Origin of the sequence: Neobacillus sp. (assembly GCF_031988165.1) — a bacterium.
GTDB lineage: Bacteria > Bacillota > Bacilli > Bacillales > Cytobacillaceae > Neobacillus > Neobacillus rhizosphaerae.
Window position 1 is genome coordinate 1 of record NZ_DALZYO010000053.1, and the last position, 22,983, is coordinate 22,983.

Consider the following 22,983-nt stretch of genomic DNA (forward strand, 5'->3'; position numbering starts at 1 on the left):
TTGGAGTCAGACTAACGGATGGGCTCTAACGCACCATAGTTCATCGACCTTCCTCTCCCAGCCGTAGAAACAGTATTGACGGATCTTAACCATTTTCATTCTCTGTGGTGAAGCGTCGATTTTTGCGCTTCATGAATGGCTAACGGGCAGTTTAGCTTAAGAATGCGTGGTAAAATAATACATAAAAATAGCAGTTTGTGAGGGGTTATTATGGAAAACTATACGATAGAATTGAACAATAATTTTGACGAAGAAGAAAGCTTTGAAATAACAGGAGACAATATTGCACAGGTAACTGTTTTATCAAAAGAAAACGATGTAACCAAGTAATCAAGAGTTCAAATTACCCTTAGCAAAAATGCATTACTTGGACTAGGCACAGAACTAATTCGATTAGCCCATAAATATCGAGATGGTAAACATTTCCATATTGACCCTATTTATAACGGAGATGCATGCCAATCTTTGGGTATAATGCTTCATCCAGATAGTTGTGAACTTATTATATGTTGCGGGGATTATGAACCTTTTACTGAATATATTGAAGAAGATAAAAAGTAAGATTGTGAAAAATTGTAATTAAAGTAACGGGTGCTTTAGTTGAACAGCGGGGGTTGCTACGGCAGCCTTTTTCTTATTCCACTAATGGAGATGTTTAGTTGAATAAAGAATCATCTAAGGGAACACTAAAAAGAGGTGAGTTCTATGAAAAGATACATTATCTTATTGTTAGTGTTTATTCTCTTTTGTGTTCCAAAAAGTGTAAGTGCTACAAACGAAGGATATGAAATGGTTACGAAGGTACCCAAAGAAGATATAGTCTTGTACGCTAAGAAAATGAACGGGCTATATCGAGACTTCAAAATTGATTTTAAAGGAGAGACGTACTTCAGACCTTTTTGGATAAATGATACAAATCCTACCTATGCCCCAAAACTATTTTACGAAGACATAAACGAAGATGGAAAAAAGGAATTAATCATAACTTTAACAAAAGGATATGGTTCTGGTTTACTAGATGAAGAAGTTTATGTCTATAGATATACCAATGGATTAATTGATGTCATTGTCGATAATCCTTTAGCAATTATCTATAAAAATGTAAAAACAAAATTAACTACTGAAAAAGCCGAAATCAATTTGGGGGACAAAGTATCCATTATCGATACTAAGTCAATAGAACCATCGCATTTATTTGAGGATATAGGATTTGGCAGTATTATTGATTATGAAGTAATTAACAAAAATCTTATGGTCAGAGTAAGTGGTCAAATAACACCAGCGATGTTTGTTGGAGATATTATCATTACTTATGAATAGCGTGATAAGATGTATCAAGCGAAAGCAATTGAATTTATAACAGATATTAATAAAAACCCCTTTTATGGTCCAGTGAAACATTAACAATCTTCAACTAAAGGGTGCTAGAGTTTAAGAAGGATCGTAACGGCTACGGTCATTTTTTCTTATTGAAGTAACGTGGCAGGATTGTTGAATAAATCATTTTAGTTCTTAGGAAACTAAAATGAGGTGATAATTATGAAGAAAATTGTATTATTGCTTATGGTTGTAATGGTTTTAGTAATTTCTAATACAAATACAAATGCAAAAACATTAAATGAAGCTGAAACGGAATTATGTGAAACACTAAAACTGGCACTTATAAATTGCCTAAGAGAACCAATTGATAAAGCAATCATTGAAATATATAAGAATAACAAAAATGCACCAAAAGGTCTTACGTGGGCTTCGTATGAAACGGAAATGCTTAAAATAAAGCAGTTAAGTGGGATTGGTGGTGTGTATGTAATAACGCTAAAAGTTTACCCTTATTATCGAGCTCATTGGGGTTACGGAGAAGATGAAGTTGTGGTCAATTCAAGTGGCGAACTAATTAGGTATAAACATTTAAAAACATATCCTTGAACTTCAACTAACGGTGCGATTCTTCAATAACGAAGGATCGCTTTATGCTTATTGAAGTAACGGGCAGGTTACTTTAATAAGGGTTAAATTAAAATGGCTGGAAATCAATTTATGGAATATAATGTAAGGGAGAGGGGTGTTTTAATTTGACTGCAATTTGGTTTTTTATTATTTTTATTCTCGGCATTTTGGGATTTGCTTTAATAATCGACTTGAAACGAAAGAAAAACAATAATAACCCTCATATTCCAATCAATCCAAATGCTAAGCCTGGGGACAGTTCAAACTATATGATGGGAGATAATAGATACACTGGTGGGGGGTAATAGTAACTGAATCCTTATTGAAGTAACGGGGGCTTTAGTTGAACAGCAGGGGTTGCTACGACAGCCCTTTTTCTTATTCCACTACCGAAGTAGGTAAGTAAAAAAATTATACAAAAAGTATAACAGCTCCATTTTAGGAGCTGTAAGGGTTTTTTCTTTCAAAGTTTGAACTTGTTGAAATAGGTCTCTGAGTTTCAGCATCAAAAACCGCAGTGAGCATCTTTTTGCCATCCTTACTTACTGATACAAATACATATACTTGTCTTTTAGGATGATAACCTTCTCCAACAGTTCTTGATTTACCGTACTTGTCAGCTTTGGACAGCACTTTGTTAAGGTCTTTAAAATAAGTTTTTTCTCGAATATTTAATTTTGCATTTTCAAATTCAACATACCATTTTTTATCAAGAGAATTATAAAATGAATCAACATCTTGGAATTTCATCCCTGAATTATCAGGGTACTTACTCCAAGGCTCTTCATCAATTTTAGAATCGGCTAAAACTAATTGAACGTTTATGGAGAATAGTGATACTAATAGAAAAATAAGTGTAGTTATTTTTTTCATTAGAGGATACCACCTTTTTTGATTATTATTTCTATAAATTAACTTTATATGTTAGTGAAATGATATTTCTTATTATAACGGGTGGGATTCTTCGATAGGGAGGATCGCTTTTTCCTTATTGAAGTAACGGGCAGGTTAATTTAATAGGAAGTTATCGTTAATGAAAACAAAAAGAAAAGGAGCATCTATTAGTCATAATTAGAAGCCCATTTATTACCTGTAGGAAATCATTAATATTTCAAATCGACACACTTGCAAAAAAATTCATTATGGATTGCTGCAACAGCTCTTTTTTCATCATGAGCCTTTACACCAAATACTAAACTTATCTGAGATGATCCTTGATTCATATGTATCATTTTAATATTAATTCTTTTTTCTGCAAGAACCCTCGCTGCTCTGGCAATGCTTTCAGCATTATGATGCATTTTTCCTCCGATAAGCATAATTAAAGCAATATTACGTTCAATAGTCACTTTATCTGCCGAAAGTTCCGTACTAATCCGTTGTATTAGTTTACTTTCTATTATCTGATCTAATTGATTTTCATGTAAAACAAGATTAAGAGCATCAACCCCCGATGGTATATGCCTATAATAAAGTTGAAAATCTTCAAGGATCTGAAGCAGCTTTCTTCCAAACCCAACTTCTTTATTCATTCTATACTTGCTAACATAAATGATGCAAAAATTATTTTCACTGGAGATTTCAACTACTGGTTCATTTTTATTATCATGAGTATTAGTCATTTTAGTACCTGAGACCGCAGGTTGAGATGTATTTTTAAGTTTGTTTTTACTAACGTATCTGATGCTAATGAACTCTCTCTAAAGTTTACACCCTTCATCTCATCATCCCCTAATAGTCATTAACTTTTTATTATTTCCGTTAATATTCCAAACACAAAAAACCTCTTCTACAATAAATAAGAAGAGGTCATAACAAACTATTTCATTCCTCCCCTTATCTTCCAGAAACAATTCTGCAGAAATTAGCACCTTTTCAAGTAAAACTTGAAGGTTGCTGGGCTTCATAGGGTCTGTCCCTCCGCCACTCTGGATAAGAGTTTTTAATATAGTCACTTTAATTATTTATAAAAATATACCAGAAGGATATTTCTTAGTCAATCCTTAACTAGTACACTGATAAAAAATCATTTAATAAAATGCGTATGGCCCTTGTTAAACTAAAGGGTGCTTGAGTTTAACAACGGAGGTAGTTGCGGCACCTCCTTTTCTTATTGAACAAACGGGGCAGTTTCGCGCAACATTGTTGTCTTCAAAAATAATTCTACTTGAACCTTACGAAACGTAATGAGTTATAATGAACGTAACAGCAGGATGAAACGCGGGCCAACGGCCAAAAAAATCGAACAAAATAAATTCGAAATCGGAGGAGAAACGGACATGAGAAAACTCGTATTGTTCATGCATGTGTCGCTGGACGGGTATGCGTCGGATTCTAATGGAGGACTCGATTGGATTCCGTACAACGAGGAATTAGAGAAATACGCCGAGGAGATCGTAGCCGAAGTCGGAGCTCCCGTTTATGGACGCACGACGTATCGGATGATGGAGAGCTACTGGCCCACGGTGCTGGACAATCCGAATGCGTCGAGGCACGATATGGAGCATGCCAAATGGCTGCAGGATGTTAAGAAGATCGTCATTTCCGGGACGATGGACAAAGTGGAATGGAACAATACGATGTTGATCAAGGACAATATCGCAGAGGAAATCAAGGTACTCAAGGAGCAGCCTGGCAAAAATCTCGTTATCTTCGGCAGCCCGGGAGCGGCGAAGACGCTGCTTGAGCTCGGCCTGATCGACGAATTCCTGCTTACAATTTGTCCGGTCGTCCTGGGCGACGGAAAATCGGTATTTGACGGCGGCGGTGAGAAAATCAGGCTCAAGCTGCTGTCCAGCCGAACGCTCAAGTCGGGCATTATCGCGGCCCGATATGAGTTGGAGAAATAGCCGTACAAGGTGTTCCGCTAACTGGTACGATAGTCATATAAACCGCCTTTTCTACAAGGCGGTTTTCATTTGGTCGTATATCAACATTAGGATTTAACATAGCCTTATTATTAAATAAACAAGATTGTGAAAGTTTACACTTAAAGTAACGGGTGCAAGAGTTTAAGAGTGGAGCTGTCAAAGAGGCAGCTTTTTTCTTATTGAACAAACGGGTAAGTTTACTATAGGAAGGTATTTACAAAAACTATATTGAATTATAATTAAAATTAAGCTATCGAAGTGGGGGTTAAAAAGTATGGAGGATATTAAATTTCTTATATCAAAATGGGAGCAAATATTACAAAAATTTGAAAACAATAACGGCAAAGTCCACCCTATTGAAATTGGAAAAAAAGCAACGATGCAGGAGATAGAGGCTAAAGAAAAGGAACTAGGGTACCAACTACCTCCTTCGTTTAAATACATATTACATAATGTAGGAAAATCACTTTCCTTTTATTATTCATTTTCTAAAGATACAATGATACCCAGTGAATTTAAGGAAATATTTTCTGGAGAGATAAATTGGAATATTGACTTCCTTCAGAATTTAAATAGGTTAGCTGACGAACTAATAGAAGATGGGGAAGATTATGGAAGGATACTTAGGGGGAAATTGGAGTTTTCTCACGCTGGTAATGGAGATATTTATGCATTTGATATGTCTGTTGACAGTGATGAAAAACCAGTTATTTATTGGGAGCATGAAGTAGACACAGTTACTTATATTGCGGATTCATTTATCGATTATTTATTTAGGATTACTGAACTGAGGTGTATTGGTAGTGAAAAATGGCAGTTTGAATATTTTCTAAGTGATAAGGGATTGGACACTACAAGCCCAGTAGCTGTTAAGTGGAAGCAATGGGTCGAGTCATTTTCAGAGACAACCTTAGAAGATGTGAAAAATAACATGGAACAGCTAGTAGCATTTGTTATTTATCGAAAGAAATTAGATGAAAAAACAATCGACTTATTCCAAAAATTTAATAGAAATGAGTTATTTCAGTATCTTTTAGAAGAAATACATAAAAAAGAGGCATTTAATGATCAGAAGATAATATGTGAGATTATCGGACGAGTTTTAGGAATACACGCAGAGACATGGGTTACAAGTTTATGGGAAGCTAAACAAGATAATATGGATACTAGATTACGTTCCTATCTAACTTCAATGTGTACAAGTATGGATAAGGGGCTAACCTTAGTATTTAATTTTCTTGAACAAGAATCCGGTAAAAAGATAACCGGGTATGAAGCACTTTCCCATCTTGGTGATTTTCATTCAAGGGATGTTATTTCTTGGATGGAGAATCATGTTAAATTTCCTGTAACAAAAGGTTGGGATGAACTATTCGTAAGGTCAAATTTTTCATGGGATGACTTAGAAAAGTGGACTTCTTTAGAAGAGAAGCATGAAGCAACTGCAATTCACGCATTAGAAATATATGTCCAAGAGAAGGTCGCAAATAATAAATATCCTTATTTAATATCAGGTCTCCCATCAAAATCGGAATTTATTGATTTTCTTGTTAAATTACGTGCTAAACAGGTTTTAAAAAAGCGGATACTACCCATAGAGAATGTTATACAAAACATAAATATATTTTATTAAGTTTGTGAAACAATGTCTTAAGCTCTAACGGGGGCATTACTTGAAGATCCGTCTGCCATTGTAGGCGTCATTTTTGTTCTTCAACTAAAGATGCAGGATAGTTTAAGAAGGAAAAGTTATTTTTATATTGAATCTATTACATATAGACACTATTAAATGAGCTGAGAAAATGGCTGATTACCCAAGGAATGGATTAAGAATTAGATGCGAACAAGGAGTTCATCCAGAAGTAAAAAGAGCTTGTCTTGAGTTTGCAATATGGCTAAGAAAAGAATTTGAATTTTCCATCCGAGTTGTTGTTTACATGAAAAAAGACTATCAAATTAAAAATAAATTCACTAAGGAATTAGTATCTGCAACATTCTTTGCTCCTTTCGATAAAAGAGAAGAACCAAACATAAGAATTGCTACAGGTGACTATAGAGAATTATTTGAAGAGAACGGACAAGATGACGCACTTGCAGCAATTCTTGGTTCTATAGCCCACGAGATGGGGCATTATTATCAATGGATTGATGACCTTGAACTTGATGAAGAAGGTGCAGAAAATAACAGAGAGTATATGCTTGATTTATATGCTCAGACAAGAGAACATCCTTAAAAATTTTTGCACTTTGTAAGTTTGCTAACGGAGTGCAAGTGTTAAAGATCCAGCTGCCATACTGGGAGTTTTTTTTCTTATTGCACTAAATGGCAGTTTAGTTCAATAAGAATTCACTTACATTTTCAACCATTGAATAACAATTATGTTAATATTTGATTAGGAGATGATGTTAAAAATGTTTAGCAACATAGGTATACCAGGATTAATTTTGATTCTAATAATGTTTGTTATTTTATTGGCAATCCCTCTCGCAATTATTTTATTGATTCTTTTTTTCAAAAATAGGAATAAAAGATTAGATCGAATTGAAGATAAAGTAGATAAAATCCTGTCCGATAAAGGAAATTAATATGCCATATTGTCATTTAAGCTTTTGTTAAGGTACTCGGCTGTCATTTTGGCAGCCATTTTTCTTGTGCAACTAAAGTGGCAGGTTAATGTAATAAGAGTAGAAATATGCTGTGCATTATCCAAGGAAGATTAATGCACTTTTTAATGAAATTTAATAAAACTGAATGTTGGTTCTCCAAATTGTAGAGAGGAGCGACTATTTATTGTAATCGAAAAGAAAAAAGAAATTCAAAATAAAGTTTAAAAAGCTAATAAATCCGATAGCTTTTTATTTTTGTTTTTATAATAATCACTTTTCCTCTTAATTCTTTATTTAATCTTTATCTCATCTTTATTTCATTAGGCTATACTTCTTTCCGAACAGAATTATTAATCAATCAATTAATTAAATACTCAAATATAGAAAGAAGTGAGTACATGAAAATACGTAAACAATTAAATAATGATGGTAAGGTTGCAGCATTTTTCTTATTACCAAGTTTGATAGGTTTTTCCCTTTTCTATCTAATCCCTTTTGTAATGGGTACTATCTATTCATTTAAAGATGGGGCGGTTGGTGGTTCATTTGTTGGTCTTTTTAATTATAGAGTTGTTAGCTAGTGCTTCTTTTTTAAAGGCAGCCACAAACACATTTTGGTTTACAGTAATCAATTTTCCACTATTAATCGGCATTTCTTTAATATTGGCACTAGACAGATCACTCTGGTTTACTTAACATCAACAATGTTTTTTGTACTCTTATAGAGCATTATTAACTCCTTCAAAGCATTCCGTGAAACCTATCTAATCGCAGGAGATAATTCATATGATAGAATTTATATGATTCAGCACTATATGAACAATATGATCCATCAAAATTCCCGTTGTCACTTTATTTATCGCAAATCAAACAAGATACAAGAGGCATTGGTTTCGCTGTATCTATTCTCTATATGGTACCAATGTTATTGATAATCCGATTTGCAAAAAAATATTTAATCAAAGGAATTCAGTTATCAGGTGCTAAGGATTAATGGTTACATCACTAATTAATAAAATTCCATGTTGGATAAAATAGTAGTATGGGAGAGCATAGAAAGCGAGCGTGGATAGATCATGCAATACAAAATCTTAATCGTGGAAGATGAAACGATTTTACGTGAAATTGTGAAAGATTATTTAGTAAATGAAGGTCATGAAGTAATTGAAGCGATTGATGGTGAACAAGCATTGGAATTATTTCAAGAACAAGATTTTCATCTCATTATTCTTGATATTATGTTACCGAAGGTTGATGGGTGGGCAGTTTGTAGAAGAATTCGAAAGACTTCAAATGTTCCTATCATCATGTTAACAGCACGGGTTGATGAAGATGATACACTGCTTGGGTTTGAGTTAGGCGCCGATGACTATGTTACAAAACCTTATAGTCCACCAATTTTGCTTGCCAGAGTTAAACGATTACTTGAAAGTCGATATAAAATAAATGAGCCTTCAAACGAAACATTAACCAAAAATGGTATTTCAGTCGCTTTTTCTTCTCGGACAGTCAAAGTAGACGGAAACAATATCAATTTAACCCATACTGAATTTGAAATATTAACTTATTTAATGCAAAACCATGGGATTGTGATTACAAGAGAACAACTCGTGCAAAAGGTTTGGGGCTATGACTACAATGGTGATGAACGGACAATCAATACACATATTCGGAATTTACGTACGAAATTAGGTGGTAAATCAAAAGTGATTACAACGATTATTCGAACAGGTTATAAGTTTGAGGAAACCGTATGAAATTCGGGATTGTCTTAAAACTGTTTTTATTAACAACAACTTTGTGTTTGTTAATCACTGGATCCATTTATATAGGTCAAACAATCTTTTTTAAGCAATACTATGCAAATCGAAAAGTTAATGAACTGAAATCAAGTATCAAATCGTTTGAGAAACAATACCTAAAAAGTAATGGTGATGTTCAAACAATCCAGCAATTAGAACAAGACTTTTATCGTACTCAAAATACATGGATTACAACGCTTGATCACAATGGAAATATGAAAACTGCAAATGATTTTTATGTGGAAATTAAGATAGAAACCATTAAAAATACAAATGAAATAATAAAGATTCCTTTGTATCATTTATTAAAAGAAGACGACCTTTTACAAGATACTCCACCTATTTCAAAAGGTGATAAAGTGGATGTTAAAACGATTGATAAAAATAATATATCAATCCCTCTTTATCTTAATGTGGTTCAGCGTAATTCATACTGGATCAATCAATCCATGTTGAAAAATATTGATAACTCCTTTCAAGTTGATAATGAGCCATACGTTATAAAAGAAAAATTGGACTTATCCACAAAATATAATGAGGGAATCCATCAATTAAAAGGAACAGTACAAAATGTACGCATTCCTGATCGTAATGACGTTTCAAGCATCATATACAGTAATAGCTTATTTATGGATCGTATTAATGAATTCCAAACGAATTTATTTATGGATAAACAAAACCAATACGAAACGTTTAAAACGCTTGATTATGAACAAAATGGAATCAAATATAAATTGTTTATCGATCCGATTAAAGATGAAAATGGTGAAACAAATTATATTTTTTCAATGGCTTCTTTACAACCAGTAGATGAAGCTGTGCGGATGGTAAAAGATTATTTTGTCTATATGATTGCGTTTGTTTTACTTCTTACAATTTTGGCGTCCATTTACTATTCAATAAAAATCGCAAAACCATTATTAAGAATAAACGATACCACTAGAAAAATAGCACACTTAGATTTTTCAGAACGAATTGAATATCATTCCAAAGATGAGATTGGTGATTTATCACAGAATATTAATTTGCTTTCAAATACGCTACATTCACATATTACTCAACTACAACAAGATATTGAGAAAGAAAAACAATTAGAAAACACTAGGAAAGAATTCATCTCAGGTGTTTCGCATGAACTAAAGACACCTCTAAGTATTATGAAAAGCTGTATTTCGATACTGAAAGACGGTGTTGCTAGTCATAAGAAGGACTACTATTTTGAAGCGATGGAAAAAGAAGTCGACAAGATGGATCTATTAATTGTCGATATGCTTGAACTAGCTAAATACGAGTCTGGAACGTACAAAATGAAAATGGAACCTTTTTTTATTGATAAAATAATTGATCATGTTTGTAATCAATTATCTTTAGAAATTGAGAAAAAGGAACTAACGGTTCATAAAGATTTATCAACAATTGAAGTATTCGCTAATCAACATCGAATTGAACAAGTTATCACGAACTATATAACAAATGCAATCCGTTATACCCCTGTTCATGAAAATATTTATATTTCAACGACAATAAATGATGATCAAGTGAAAGTGTGTGTGGAAAATAAAGGAACACACATTCCAAATGACCAATTAGATAAAGTCTGGGAACGTTTCTATCGTGGTGATACGTCTCGTCAACGATCAGAAGGTAGTACTGGGTTAGGTCTTGCCATATCAAAAAATATATTGGAACTACATGGTGCGCAGTATGGTGTCGTGAATACTTCTGATGGCGTACTGTTTTACTTTACCTTAAATAAAAATAGTTGAAAAAACTGCTCATTAGTTTCTTTCTGATTAATCGCCATTTTGACCAGGGCGATTTTTTTTGTTATAGCTAGCGTTCCCGAAAATTTTATCAATCTTTTAATAATCTTTATTTCATCTAATCTTTATTTGAGGTGGGTATCTTACATTAAATGACGAAGAGAAATAGGAAATGAAGTAATGAAAAAAATATTGCCTTTAATGATGAGTTTAATCGTAATGTTTAGTCTGTCCGCATGCAGTAGTGGAAACACACAAACCAAGGAAAGCAAAAACACCGAACAAAATCATTCAAAAAATAGTACTAATGATAATGGTAAAAAAAAGAATAGAGAGATCTATCGTAAAAGGTAAGTAAAGACGAGAAAAAACGATAGTCATCTCAGTAATGGGAAATACACCATTCTTTGAAATGGCAAAAAAAGAATACGAAAAAAAGCATCCCAACATTACGATTCAGATAAAAGGATTTACGATAAAAAATATGTTTTCACCAGTTTTATTGGAGAAATATCTTAAAACGACATCGACAGAAGTTTTATCAGGAAAAGGTGCTGATTTATTTGTTTTGAATGAAAGCAGTTTACCTGTGGATCGAATTGTTGATAAAAAAGCTTTTGTCAACTTAAATGACTATATTAATATCGATACTTCATTTGATAAATATCAATATTATATAAATATCATTCAAAATTCCAAAATGAATGGAGGACTTTATGTATTACCTGCTCGTTTTTTCTTGATTGCTTTATTTGTAGATCAAGATGCGATTTCGAAAACTGGTGTCAAAATAGATGATAAACATAATTGGACATGGAGCCAGTTTGTTGAAGTTAGTAAGCAGTTAAAACAAAAAGGAACACTTGAATCAGAAGAAGCTCTTCAACCACTTAAGCAAATGATTACTGAAGCAAATACGCAAGTGAGATCGAATGACAAGATTCAAGCGATTCTCTCAGAAGAATTGAAAAGCTATTTTAGTGGTCAAAAATCTGCGGAAAGTGTTGCGGATATTATACAGAACAGAGTAATGACCTACTTAAACGAGTAGAAGGATAAGAAATTTCTTGGAGACCGTTTTTAAAATGGTCTCTTTTTCATATCCAAATTAATTATCTTTTAGTTTTTATGAATAGTAACAGACAGAATTTTAGTCTTTTTTATCAATTTTTATCAATCTTGATTGATTATTCATCTAATCTTTATCTCTTTTTAAGAGCTAATGGATATGCGTTTAAGGTATATAACCCAAATGAGCACTTTTCATTAAATTTTTGGAAGGAAAAACGTCTTTAAAATTGATAAATCTTCATTTCATCTTGATATAATTTTGATTTTGTCTTCATTCACAACTATTAGACTATTAAATATCAGCAAGATAACTATAAAGCTAAGGGGGAAATTTCATGAATCGAAAGAAAGATAAGTGGAAAAGAATTTTTTTATTATTGATAATATCAATTTTAATGATAATTTTAATGATAGTTTTAATCATGAACCTTCAAGAGAATGAACTAATAATAAATAAAGAACATTCAGCCCAAGAATCAACTGTAAATAGAAATAAAGTAAATACAACTTCTGAAAAGATATTAACTGGTAAAACAATTATAATTGATGCAGGTCATGGTGGAATAGATATAGGTGCAAGTGGACAAAATGGAACAAATGAAAAAGATGTAACATTAACAATGGCTAAAAATATACAAAATGAGTTAGAGAAACGTACTGACGCTAATGTTATATTAACGAGAAATGATGATGTAAATATATCACTTGCAGATCGTGTAAAAATTGCAGATGAACAGAAAGCAGACTTATTTGTTAGTATCCATTTTGATGCATTTTTTACGATTGATGTTGAGGGGATTACAACGTATTATAAGAAAAAATCGGACGAGCCTTTAGCAGCATTAATTCAAGATCATATTTTTAAAAACGGGTTGGATGCAAGAGATCGTGGTGTAAGTTTAGGGGACTACTATGTATTAAGAGAAAACTCAAGTCCAGCAATCTTACTTGAACTTGGATACATTTCAAATTCATCTGATGAAGCACGAATGACTTCAGAAGAATTTCAATCAAACACAACAAATTCAATAGTTGATGGGATGATTGACTATTTAAATAGTTAGAATAGTAAAAATTTAATTGAATTGAAACTGGATAGTGGACAATGATTTTATGTCTATCTTACACAACACTAGTAAATGAAGTACGAATAACCAAAAAGCCGATTTCCTATTAGGAACATCGGTTTTTCTATATAAACAATATATTGTGAAAGGTTGCACTTCAACTAAAGGATGCTTTAGTTGAACAGCGGGGGTTACTGCGGCAGCCTTTTTCTTATTCCACTACTATGAAAATAAGTTTCTTCAAGAAAGAAAAATGACAATACTTAAGAAGACCCTGTTCAATCGTTAAAAAAAAGAGGAGAGCGATAATTAAAAAAGTCTATGGATTACCGTTGACTGGATTAAGGTCAGTATCAGTATTGACACTTCCTAACCATTTTCATTCTCTGTGGTGAAGCGCTGATTTATGCGCTTCATGTATGGCTAACGGGCAGTTTTGTTTGAAAATATTGTAAAAAAAGTTAAATTTGTTATATAATATTAGTAATTCGTTGGTTAGTTTGGAGGTGCTATGATGATTTGGATTTATATATTTACACCTATCATTATATTGTCTGGAATAGCCATTTATTTTGACAAAAAATCTGGGGCGACTTCACCAGATGAAAGAACAGCTGATAAGTTAGAGGAATATCCACCAGAAAATCCTTTCGGACCCTATTTTGGACCTTAAAATGATTCAAATACAACTTTTCAAGGACAATGTGAAGGATTGTACTTAAAGTAACGGGTAGCGTTGATCCAAAAAGGATTAACGCTCTTTTTTGTAGAACTATTGAACAAACGGGGAGGATAGTTAGATCAACAATTGAAGGAGAACCTTATTAGGGTATCTTATAACATCAGAAAAAATGTTCCTTTCTTAAAACGATTAGAGAAAAAATACGGGGGAATGGAAAGTGAAAATTAGGAAAAAAGAAGACTTTATATCTTCTAAAGGGAATTTTTTTAGCAAAAAAGTTGCGTGTGTCGCAATAATAGCCGTTTCAATGTTTGTTTTCTTGATTGGTTGTAACGATAAAACAGTAAGCATTAGTGAAGATTGGGAAGTGAAATTAGAAAATGTCGAAACAAGAGACTTATTTAAAGAGGGACAATCCTCAATTCCAGCTGAAATTCCAAATGGTGTATTTAAAGTAATTCGAGTAGTGCTAACGAGCCATATATCAGGAGCAGTTGCTGTAGAGATGAAGGATTTAGTACTAATAGATGAGAACGGAGTAGAATATCAATATTCTATTGATGGACAATCGGTCTATAACAAAGAAATTGGTGTTTCAACAGATTCCTGGTATTCAATCTACCAAGATCAGCCAAGAGTATTTGAGATTGTCTACGCTGTACCAGAAGATATAAAACATCTGAAATTTGTAACAAAAGGTTCATTGCCATATGCAATGGTAGAATTTGAAGAATAGGTGACATCTCATCCTTAGCAAAAGTAAAAACCTGGTTAAACCTTGATTGCCCTTTTGTGAAATTTTGTCAAGGATGTGGTTGGAATGAATAAAGAAATTGAAGAAATCATCGTCAAATCTTTCTTCAACAAAAGGATTCAACAAAGGGTGTTGTTTGAATTATCTTCGCCAAAAAACGTGGGGATGCTATAGGAAGATTAAATAATAATTATTTTGAAGTCCTCTGCAATGAATTTATGATTGAAATCCCCAAGCCTAATTCTACCTCAGAGGAAATAGCTGAAATATTAAAAAGATACGGTGCTGGGGAGTCCTGTTACTCAATATCGTCAAATGAAACAATTGATGGAAAAAATTTGCCCTTATTAACTGCATTAGAACAAGCTGTTGGTTACGGAATGCCGTCTATCGTCTTGTGTATTCCAGGAACGCTAGCTTATTTCGAAGCTGAACAGGATTACGGTCCTCCAACAAGGTTTTTATTAAAAAAGAAATAAAATGTGTTCTTCAACTAAAGGGGTGCAAGAGTTCAAGATCATAATGAGTTGCGGTGGCAGCTCATTTTCTTATTGTGCTAACGGGCAGGATAGTGGAAGAAGAAATTTATGGGAAAATTGTATGTCGCCTCGTATAAACACAGGGTTTTAGGGAACTTTAATTAAAGCTGGTTTTTACATAAAATGGAAATGATTACTGAGATTATTGTTTATAAGGTATGTAAAATATGATTTTTATTGTACTCGCAACCGTTTTCGTTCTTACTGAGTTAAAATGGGAGATTGGAGAAATTGGTCAAAAATGGATGGATTGAGTAGAGTAAAGGTACCAATCGGGACGATATGAATAGAACACAACCTATGAAGGATTGGATTCTATGATTTCGGCACTGATCCGGTATCACTTTAGTTTTTTTATATTCCTTGACAGGAATATTCCTCGTTGGATATAATCAATTCAACATGACGATAATACAAGTGATGATGTAGATGTGCTTTAACCTGAGACCATCACTTGACGAGGTGAGCAACATGTCAGGGAAGATTCCGGGTGTGAACATGACGACGCTGAGCGCTTTGTCTGAACCAAATCGTATGAATATCGTCGAACTCTTGCGTAACGGTCCCCTGACCGTTGGTGAAATTGCCGACCAGCTGGGATTGAGGCAGCCCCAAACTTCGAAGCATCTAAAAGTGCTAAGCGACAACGGGATTGTGGAAGTGCAGGCTGAAGCTAACCGCCGCATCTACAAGCTACGGCCCGAACCCTTCCAAGCGCTGGATTCTTGGATACAGTCCTTCCGGAGCGTAATGCAAGAAAGATTCGACAATCTAGATGATTATTTGAAGGAATTGCAGAACAAGGAAAAATCATAAAATTATTTCATGATCAAGGAGGAACTACAATGTCAACCAATGAAATGGTATCGAGAGTAGAGAACGATCGGATACTGGTACTGGAGCGCGTTTTCGATGCGCCACGTGATCTCGTATTCAAGATGTTTAAAGAGCCGGAGCATCTGAAACGCTGGTGGGGGCCGAGGGGCTGGGAGATTCCGGTCTGCACCGTCGATTTCCGTCCGGGAGGCGTTTGGCACTACTGTATGAAGTGTGTCGATCAGAATCTGGGCCAATTTTTTGGGATGGAAGCCTGGGGCAAAGGGGTTTATAAGGAGATTATCGAGCCGGAGAAGATCGTCTACATCGATTACTTTTCGGATGCCGAAGGCAATTTGAATGACTCCATGCCGTCGACCGAGATCACATTGGAATTCATCGATTTGGGTGGAAAGACAAAGCTGATAAACCGTGCTGAATATGTGTCCGAAGAGGCCCTTAAGACCGTCATGGACATGGGTATGCTGCAGGGCATCACCGAAACTTGGGACCGTTTGAATGATCTAGTGGAGTCACTGAAGTAGCTTTACCGTAACGCTGATTTTAGCGTTAGAAAAGTTTAGAATCATTAAGTTTTGTAATTAATTATATAAAGGAGTGTAAATATCAATGATTAGTAATGTAGGTCAAATCATGTTGTATGTTAATAACCAAGATGTAGCAAAGGAATTTTGGACAGAAAAAGTAGGGTTTAGTGTAATTTCAGAGGAAGACAATGGTCAAGGCATGAGATGGATTGAAATTGCTCCAACTAAAGAAGCTGAAACAAGTATTATTCTCCATAATAAGGAATTTATTGCGAAAATGTCGCCTGAAATAAATCTTGGAACACCTTCTTTAATGTTCTTCTCGAAAAATTTCGATAATTTATATAGTGACTTATCAAACAAGAACGTTACAGTCGGAGAAATTGTAAATATGCCTTCAGGTAAAGTATTTAATTTTGCAGATAGTGAAAATAATTATTTTGCAGTAATGGAAAAAAAGTGAATTTCTATTCAATTTACGAGTGCGATGCTTGAATAAAGGCATCGCCTTTTTGCTTGTTTGATTTACGAAACAGATTGTGAAGATTTACACTTCAAGTAACGGGTGCATTACTGGAACAACAGTGTCGACAAATCATGTGAATTTCTTATTGAAGTAACTGAGCAGGATTGTTTAATAAAATGGCTGTTTTCGTAAACTTTGTTGTTTTTTAGAAGATTTCAAATAGACTTCCAAAATGTTAAAAATGTGATAAAAATTCATTATATTAGGAATATTTAATAGGGAGTTGCTATGAAAAATAAGGATTTTGTTCTGTCTAAAATTTTTAATGCGTTTTTAGGCTATTTGTGGATACTCTTCATTAACCATAATAATTCAATGGATAATCCTTTAATTGGATTAATTAGTATTTTTTTAGGAACTGCGTTATTTTGGGAAATCGCAAATAGAGTAACTCCTTTTAATGAATATAAAAAAAGTCACCCCGTAAAAATGGCTGGATTTGTTTCTTTCGGGATAGTGCTTGCTGTTAATTTGTTCGTGAAATTAGTTTAACTCGTTCGCAAATCCATAACAGTCGTACGAGTTGACTTTTGACACACAGAGCATTTGTTGACTCGTTCATCAAATGCTATTTTTTTGCTCAATTCAAGGCAACGGAACCAATATTTATTTATCTTTAGGTTTATTAATACAAACCATTGTTATGAAAGGAAAAACACATATTGTATATGTATAATATGTCCCCATGACAATGAACCTTGCAGGTGTGTGTTTCTTTTGGTTGGAAGAGGGTACAAACTAATCCTCTACCCAATTAGGTTACACACACCTTCTTCATTGTAAAGGGTCGCTACGCTCACATATTGAACTATCTATACGGTTAAAATTGACCTAAATATAAAAAGGTAGTTGTCCAAATATTTTGTTGCGACACCTTGGAAACGCTCCATCCACGTTTTCGGTTATGAAAGTTATTAACGTGTTGAAACAGTATCAAAATGTTGTTATTCAATAACGAAGTAAGTTAATTAAAAAAATACGAATTAATACATATATATGTTGTTTGTTATTTTTTTGGCATGAAAGTTGCTTTACCTATTATTGAATAAAATTGGGAGGAGAAATAAAAATGGAAACAGTAAATATTAGGACTGCTACAAAAGATGATATCCCACAACTTTTTGAATTAATGAACCAGTACATCGTTGATTTCTACAAGTGCCCTCGTCCAAGTGAAGACTCACTCAAAAAATTGATTAATCATTTACATGAAAATCCTTATGAAGGTATCCAGTTTGTTGCCGAGACGGAAACAAACCGATTAGTTGGATTTGCTACATTATACTTCACGTTTAATACACTAGAGGTAAAACGGATGGCTTTTTTATATGATTTGTTTGTAACACCCAATATACGGGGTCAAAAGATTGGTGAAAGATTATTTAATACTTGTCTTTCATACGTTAGAGAAAATGATTATTCTCATATGATTTGGGAAACTGCTCATGATAATGAAGCTGCTCAAAAGTTATATGACAAGATGGGAGCAAAAAAACAAGTTTGGCTAAACTATGAAATAAAGTAATTTTATTATGTTTATTTGAATAAGCTATTCAAAGTGTACTAACATTTGGTTGTTATTAGGACCTGATTTGCTTGAAAAGTTGACATAAAGAATTCCATCATACGAATTATTCTTCAACTATTGGGTACGTTAGTTCAAGATTGGTAGCGGCTTCGGCAGCTTTTTCTTGTTCTAAAATCACATAAAAAAGAGCATTGACCATCAATGCTCTTTTTTTTACTATTCTGTAAGTCTGATGATTGGGTCTTGGTCGTGAAATGCGATACACACAGCTATTGAACTCTCATCGGATAGTCCTTTATAAGCCTGAGTGAATGATGTTTCTGTTCTTGTTACTAAGAAAATGGTTGAACCAATTGCTGCATCATTACTATCAAATCCGTCCAATTCATAAATGTCACCAAACGATTCTAAACTAGGACCTTCAAAGTCATCAGTCCAATCACTTGCCCAGTCATCATCTTCCTCTTCTAAGGGACTTTATTCCTCGCAGATAAAAAATGCACTAACCCATTTATTATCTAAATCGTATTCAAAGTAAATTGCTTTGGCACTTTGTTCTTGAGCGATTTTTATAGATTCTTTCAGTCCCGTTTTTAACTCATTTACATATTCATTTAAATCTATTTGCTTAATTTTATTGGCTCTTTCATTTCCAGCTAGTTCGGAGCAAATATTAAAATACTTCTCTTGAATTTCTTCAAGATTTTTTCTCTCAAATCTACCTGTAATTCATCTAAATACTCAAAAATGTTCATTTTTTTATCTCCCATAAGGGTTATATCCAGATAGATTATATCATTTACTTGGGAAACATTGTTGGAATTTCCTATCCTTAGCAGGTGTTAATTTTCCTCCATCTGAAGTTTTATTAAAGATAAATCGCATAATTTTATCATCGGACTGTCTTTTGATTATTTAAATTTTTAGTTTTCTCTCCCAAAGGAGAAGAGTTATTTTATAGGATTAATCCAACCATTTCTCTAAGTAAGTTTGTGAAGAAATATACTTAAACTTTGAAAATGTTTAACATGGTAAAAGTGCAACCCAAAAATTTAAGTAGATAAATAATTTGTCTATGGAATGTAAAAATTTGTTATAATATAGTGGTGAATTATTAGAATAGATGAGGGCATTCGAAATGACAATGCAATTGCTTGAATTAACATTTTTGACATTAATAGTACATTTAATTGACACATTGGCTTATTCAGTCCGACTTAACTCTGTAAAAAACGGGAAATTCGCACTTTCTATATCTTTATTTAATATTTTCGTTTTAGTATCTAGGACAGCAAATATGTTCCAAGCTCCTTTAGTTGGTGGATTAATTGGAATTAGTATATTAAAACATCAAGATCCTTTATCCGATATTAGACTTGTAATTTTATCTGCCACTATAGGTACTATTGTAGGAATTGTGTTAATCCCCACCTTTTTAAGGTTATTTTCAAAAGCTGTAGATAAGCTTGAAGTAAGAGGATCAGTCCCTTCTATCATAGTAGAAGCTTTGAGTATTAATAACATAAAAAGAATAGTTAAAAGCACTACTAGACCAAGAAAAAATATGATGTTAAGTTTAAGATTTCGAGAAATACCCAAAAGATTTTTAATTCTTAATACGATCATTACAGCCATATATACCATTGGAGTAATTGCTGCTTATTATGCAGCTTTCTTTGTAGACGAAAAATTTCGATTGGCTGCGTCAGCTTCATCTGGAATGATAAACGGTATAGCAACAATTTTATTAACTCTGTTGGTTGATCCTCAATCTGCAATCATAACTGATCAAGCACTTAGGGGTAAACGACCGTATGGAGATGTTAAAGCCCTTGTAATAATGTTAATAGGAACAAAACTTATTGGAACACTTCTGGGACAATTTCTAATTTATCCCTCTGCTCGAATTATTGCCTTCTTCTATACATAAAGTTTAGAAGTACTGCTTTATTATTATCACTTGGGGCTATTTTATTGGTGATCTGATAACTGGGACAAACTAACAAAGATGCTTTAGGAAGAAAAGACCGACACAATAACAAAGCTAACGGGAGTTTAGTTTTAATTAGAAATGGAAACTTTTTCAATGGATACTCGTATTTATAAGTTACCAATGGGAAAGAAAGTCCCCAATAAGTAAAACGGCTAAGACCAGCTTTTCATCAAGTGGAATAATTCTGTTGAAGGTTTATAGCCAGCTAGCAGAAAATTTGTAACTATAATTAAAATATAGGGGGAACTTATGAGAAGATATTTTTTGTTTGGGGTAATAGTAGGTATAGCAGCATTAGTAGTTTTTTTAGGTTATAAACAGGTGTTGGAAGCGAAAGAGAGGGAGAGGGACTTGGCACACTTGAACTACATTCCTATTGTCCGTGTAGGTGAGCAACAGTTAGAAATATATGAATATGGCCAGTGTAAAGAGGGTTCCAATAAAGAAGAAAAGGCGGAAATAGGTCCAAGTTCTTGTGACTCTTTAACAGAGGAAGAAGCACTGAAAGGAAAAACAGCGGCTTCATTTAATAAAGAATCTGTGCTAACTATAAAAAATATCAACCCCTCTGGGGAGCTCGAATTCAAGGGTGGCCCTGCCAATGGAGTTAGAAGGATAGTTAGCGGCGGTTATACTAAAGATGGCAAGAGTCTTGGGCCTAATGAAATAAAAATTATTGTCAAGGATATGAAGGATGAATTTCTGGAGACAGTTATGTTGCCCAAAGACCTTGGTTACTTTGTAGGCAGAATAGCCCTCAGTACTCCTTCAGGAAACAAAAATTATGTATATCACTTTTATTATAAGTAGTTTTTCTTATTTAAGAAGAAGTGCGAAGGTGTGTAATTATTGGTAGAGGAGTGGATAAATTGATTAATCTCCACCCATTTCAATATCACCAGGAGTTAGGTAATGCCCCCCTTGGAAGGCCAGATAGGGGATGTATGTTCAGCATTACAATATTGCTTATCATAGCCATTCCAAAAAAGAAGTTTGTGAAAAAATGTACTTAAACTAAATGGGGCATTACTTAAATAAGTATAAGTTGACGTTCCCCTATTCAGGTAGTAAAGGAGAATATTAATGTTTATTAGAGCCTTTATTCAAGCTAAGACAAAAATTGAAGCGGAAACACATTTAAAGGCATTAATAGTTTTGGCTGAAAAGGTACATTTAAAATTAGGAGTTACAAACTTTGAACCTTACTGGAAATACGATGATAGTTTCCAGATGGAATTAAATGGAACAAACCCGACTGGTGAACAACTTAGCAAATTCTTAGGTGGCATTGCAACAAGATGGAGTAGCTTTTCTGACAGTTATTTAGCAAGCAAGACACTAGAAGGTTGTAATATACTCCTCGGTAATTTTGACTTTATTGAGATTTTTCCTAATGAGAATTAATTGGACAAGATAGTTTGTGATTTATTCTTCTTAAACAAACGGGGGGCGATTATTCAATAAGAATGGTCGCCTTTTTCTTATTAAAGTAACGGGAGCATTCCTGTAATTATATAAATTAGCAGAAATCTTTGTGAAGAATTGTACTTAAAGTAACTGGGGCGATAGTGAAAAGGCAGCGAAGTATCCGTTGCCTTTTGCCATCCATTTTTAAAAATACTTTCTGTAAAATTCTCTTCTAACGCTTGCACTTAGCTGAGCATAAATTCTGGTGGTCTCGCTTTTTTCGTGTCCCAGTAAACTTTGAATAACATCAATGGGAGCTCCGTTGTTCAATAGGTGTGTAGCATAGCTGTGGCGTAGCTGGTGTGGATGAATTTCTTTGTTGATCCCTGCCCGACTTGATATTCGTTTTATGATATATCTCATTTGTCCAATACTCATTCTATGTGGGTGCCGTTCAGTTACAAAAATTGCTGGGTCTTTATCCTGGCGAAGGTCTAAGTATCGCTTGAGCCATATTTCACACCGTATATTAAAGTAGACCTCCCTTTCCTTATCACCCTTTCCAAGGACAATGGCTGATCGATTCGACCAATTAATACAATTTTTATCAAGAGAAACAATTTCCCCTATTCTACAACCCGTTGAAAACATAAATTCAAATAATGCCTTTTCCATTGGCGTAATGCACGCTTCCCTCAAATGTTCTATTTCTCTTTCTGTTAAAAATTTTGGAATCCGTTTTCCTTGTTTAGGTTCTTTGATTTTCGCAGCTGGATTTTTCGGGATATGCCCTTCCTCGTGTGACCAACGAAATATCGATTTAATAAATCGAATTCGATGAGCCAAACTTGATGGCTTTAGGTGTTCGCTTGATTTTGCCAAGTATTCTTTCAGCCGATCAGTCGTCAATAATTCAATATTTACATCGTTAAAGTATTGGATAAGTAGCTTAGATTGGAGCTTATATGCTTTTAATGTCTGAGGGGAGAATCCTTCAATCTTTTTATCCGATTCATATAATTCCCAGGTTTTTGATAATAACAAAATAATATCCTCCTTTTCG

At 33.8% G+C, this 22,983-nt stretch carries 26 protein-coding genes, 1 pseudogene and 1 riboswitch; of the genes and pseudogenes, 23 read left to right on the forward strand and 4 right to left on the reverse strand.

The annotated features are described in order from the left end of the window. The first annotated feature begins 342 nt into the window (after window positions 1-342). The 4 genes from RTR43_RS25755 to RTR43_RS22940 all read left to right on the forward strand — a co-directional run bounded on the left by RTR43_RS25755 (window position 343) and on the right by RTR43_RS22940 (window position 2,252). On the forward strand, window positions 343-561 hold the full coding sequence (locus RTR43_RS25755) for an Imm32 family immunity protein (protein ID WP_483870158.1): 219 nt from the start codon (window positions 343-345) through the stop codon (window positions 559-561). Between the two features lie 144 nt (window positions 562-705). Beyond that, window positions 706-1,320 carry a hypothetical protein gene (locus tag RTR43_RS22930; protein ID WP_312475692.1) on the forward strand — a complete coding sequence of 205 codons (615 nt, stop codon included), beginning with the start codon at window positions 706-708 and terminating at the stop codon, window positions 1,318-1,320. 219 nt (window positions 1,321-1,539) lie between these two features. After that, window positions 1,540-1,926, forward strand: coding sequence for a DUF3888 domain-containing protein (locus tag RTR43_RS22935; protein ID WP_312475695.1), 387 nt, complete (start codon window positions 1,540-1,542; stop codon window positions 1,924-1,926). Window positions 1,927-2,072: 146 nt separating this feature from the next. After that, window positions 2,073-2,252, forward strand: coding sequence for a hypothetical protein (locus tag RTR43_RS22940; RefSeq protein WP_312475698.1), 180 nt, complete (start codon window positions 2,073-2,075; stop codon window positions 2,250-2,252). A gap of 133 nt (window positions 2,253-2,385) precedes the next feature. On the opposite strand, the gene RTR43_RS22945 is transcribed toward RTR43_RS22940, so the two are convergent. Both RTR43_RS22945 and RTR43_RS22950 read right to left on the reverse strand, forming a co-directional pair. Continuing rightward, window positions 2,386-2,820, reverse strand: coding sequence for a hypothetical protein (locus RTR43_RS22945; RefSeq protein WP_312475699.1), 435 nt, complete (start codon window positions 2,818-2,820; stop codon window positions 2,386-2,388). Between the two features lie 230 nt (window positions 2,821-3,050). Continuing rightward, window positions 3,051-3,569: an ACT domain-containing protein gene (locus RTR43_RS22950; protein ID WP_312475701.1), complete on the reverse strand. Its 519-nt coding sequence runs from the start codon at window positions 3,567-3,569 to the stop codon at window positions 3,051-3,053. Between the two features lie 211 nt (window positions 3,570-3,780). After that, window positions 3,781-3,886: riboswitch (SAM riboswitch) on the reverse strand. 340 nt (window positions 3,887-4,226) lie between these two features. Here RTR43_RS22950 and RTR43_RS22955 point away from each other — a divergent pair. From RTR43_RS22955 to RTR43_RS23030, 16 genes and pseudogenes are all read left to right on the forward strand, one after another. Continuing rightward, a complete protein-coding gene (locus RTR43_RS22955; protein WP_312475704.1) occupies window positions 4,227-4,796 on the forward strand; it encodes a dihydrofolate reductase family protein in 570 nt (189 codons plus the stop codon). 295 nt (window positions 4,797-5,091) lie between these two features. After that, entirely contained in the window at window positions 5,092-6,450 is a 1,359-nt protein-coding gene (locus tag RTR43_RS22960) for an SMI1/KNR4 family protein (RefSeq protein ID WP_312475705.1), read from the forward strand. Between the two features lie 169 nt (window positions 6,451-6,619). Then, window positions 6,620-7,051, forward strand: coding sequence for a hypothetical protein (locus tag RTR43_RS22965; RefSeq protein WP_312475706.1), 432 nt, complete (start codon window positions 6,620-6,622; stop codon window positions 7,049-7,051). A gap of 771 nt (window positions 7,052-7,822) precedes the next feature. Further along, a pseudogene (locus tag RTR43_RS22970) lies at window positions 7,823-8,251 on the forward strand (hypothetical protein); the annotation flags it as partial. Window positions 8,252-8,500: 249 nt separating this feature from the next. Further along, window positions 8,501-9,181: a response regulator transcription factor gene (locus RTR43_RS22975; RefSeq protein ID WP_312475707.1), complete on the forward strand. Its 681-nt coding sequence runs from the start codon at window positions 8,501-8,503 to the stop codon at window positions 9,179-9,181. Then, a complete protein-coding gene (locus tag RTR43_RS22980; protein WP_312475708.1) occupies window positions 9,178-10,992 on the forward strand; it encodes a sensor histidine kinase in 1,815 nt (604 codons plus the stop codon). Before RTR43_RS22975 ends, RTR43_RS22980 begins: the two co-directional genes overlap by 4 nt. 409 nt (window positions 10,993-11,401) lie before the next feature. Then, the gene (locus RTR43_RS22985; RefSeq protein WP_312475710.1) at window positions 11,402-12,040 is read left to right on the forward strand and encodes an extracellular solute-binding protein; all 639 of its coding nucleotides are present in this window, start codon (window positions 11,402-11,404) and stop codon (window positions 12,038-12,040) included. Between the two features lie 355 nt (window positions 12,041-12,395). Beyond that, complete coding sequence (locus RTR43_RS22990) at window positions 12,396-13,124, forward strand: N-acetylmuramoyl-L-alanine amidase family protein (protein ID WP_312475712.1); 729 nt, start codon at window positions 12,396-12,398, stop codon at window positions 13,122-13,124. Between the two features lie 514 nt (window positions 13,125-13,638). Then, window positions 13,639-13,800, forward strand: coding sequence for a hypothetical protein (locus RTR43_RS22995; protein ID WP_312475714.1), 162 nt, complete (start codon window positions 13,639-13,641; stop codon window positions 13,798-13,800). Between the two features lie 226 nt (window positions 13,801-14,026). After that, window positions 14,027-14,545 carry a hypothetical protein gene (locus tag RTR43_RS23000; RefSeq protein WP_312475717.1) on the forward strand — a complete coding sequence of 173 codons (519 nt, stop codon included), beginning with the start codon at window positions 14,027-14,029 and terminating at the stop codon, window positions 14,543-14,545. Between the two features lie 236 nt (window positions 14,546-14,781). Further along, a complete protein-coding gene (locus tag RTR43_RS23005) occupies window positions 14,782-15,042 on the forward strand; it encodes a hypothetical protein (protein ID WP_312475720.1) in 261 nt (86 codons plus the stop codon). A 531-nt stretch (window positions 15,043-15,573) separates the two neighbouring features. Next, window positions 15,574-15,918 (forward strand): ArsR/SmtB family transcription factor, encoded by a 345-nt coding sequence (locus RTR43_RS23010; protein WP_312475722.1) that lies wholly within the window; start codon window positions 15,574-15,576, stop codon window positions 15,916-15,918. A gap of 29 nt (window positions 15,919-15,947) precedes the next feature. Further along, window positions 15,948-16,463, forward strand: coding sequence for an SRPBCC domain-containing protein (locus tag RTR43_RS23015; RefSeq protein ID WP_312475724.1), 516 nt, complete (start codon window positions 15,948-15,950; stop codon window positions 16,461-16,463). Window positions 16,464-16,548: 85 nt separating this feature from the next. Further along, window positions 16,549-16,929, forward strand: coding sequence for a VOC family protein (locus RTR43_RS23020; protein WP_312475726.1), 381 nt, complete (start codon window positions 16,549-16,551; stop codon window positions 16,927-16,929). Between the two features lie 291 nt (window positions 16,930-17,220). Beyond that, window positions 17,221-17,484: a hypothetical protein gene (locus RTR43_RS23025; protein ID WP_312475728.1), complete on the forward strand. Its 264-nt coding sequence runs from the start codon at window positions 17,221-17,223 to the stop codon at window positions 17,482-17,484. A 577-nt stretch (window positions 17,485-18,061) separates the two neighbouring features. Next, window positions 18,062-18,517 carry a GNAT family N-acetyltransferase gene (locus tag RTR43_RS23030; protein WP_312475730.1) on the forward strand — a complete coding sequence of 152 codons (456 nt, stop codon included), beginning with the start codon at window positions 18,062-18,064 and terminating at the stop codon, window positions 18,515-18,517. Between the two features lie 219 nt (window positions 18,518-18,736). On the opposite strand, the gene RTR43_RS23035 is transcribed toward RTR43_RS23030, so the two are convergent. After that, window positions 18,737-18,904 (reverse strand): hypothetical protein, encoded by a 168-nt coding sequence (locus RTR43_RS23035; RefSeq protein ID WP_312475732.1) that lies wholly within the window; start codon window positions 18,902-18,904, stop codon window positions 18,737-18,739. Between the two features lie 754 nt (window positions 18,905-19,658). On the opposite strand from RTR43_RS23035, the gene RTR43_RS23040 reads away from it, so the two are divergent. From RTR43_RS23040 to RTR43_RS23050, 3 genes are all read left to right on the forward strand, one after another. Beyond that, window positions 19,659-20,450, forward strand: a complete 792-nt coding sequence (locus tag RTR43_RS23040; protein ID WP_312475735.1) for a lipid II flippase Amj family protein — start codon at window positions 19,659-19,661, stop codon at window positions 20,448-20,450. 312 nt (window positions 20,451-20,762) lie between these two features. Beyond that, window positions 20,763-21,323, forward strand: coding sequence for a hypothetical protein (locus RTR43_RS23045; protein ID WP_312475737.1), 561 nt, complete (start codon window positions 20,763-20,765; stop codon window positions 21,321-21,323). Between the two features lie 273 nt (window positions 21,324-21,596). Then, window positions 21,597-21,917 carry a hypothetical protein gene (locus RTR43_RS23050; RefSeq protein ID WP_312475739.1) on the forward strand — a complete coding sequence of 107 codons (321 nt, stop codon included), beginning with the start codon at window positions 21,597-21,599 and terminating at the stop codon, window positions 21,915-21,917. Window positions 21,918-22,124: 207 nt separating this feature from the next. Here RTR43_RS23050 and RTR43_RS23055 read toward each other — a convergent pair whose 3' ends face one another. Next, on the reverse strand, window positions 22,125-22,964 hold the full coding sequence (locus tag RTR43_RS23055) for a tyrosine-type recombinase/integrase (protein WP_312475741.1): 840 nt from the start codon (window positions 22,962-22,964) through the stop codon (window positions 22,125-22,127). Between the last annotated feature and the right edge of the window lie 19 nt (window positions 22,965-22,983).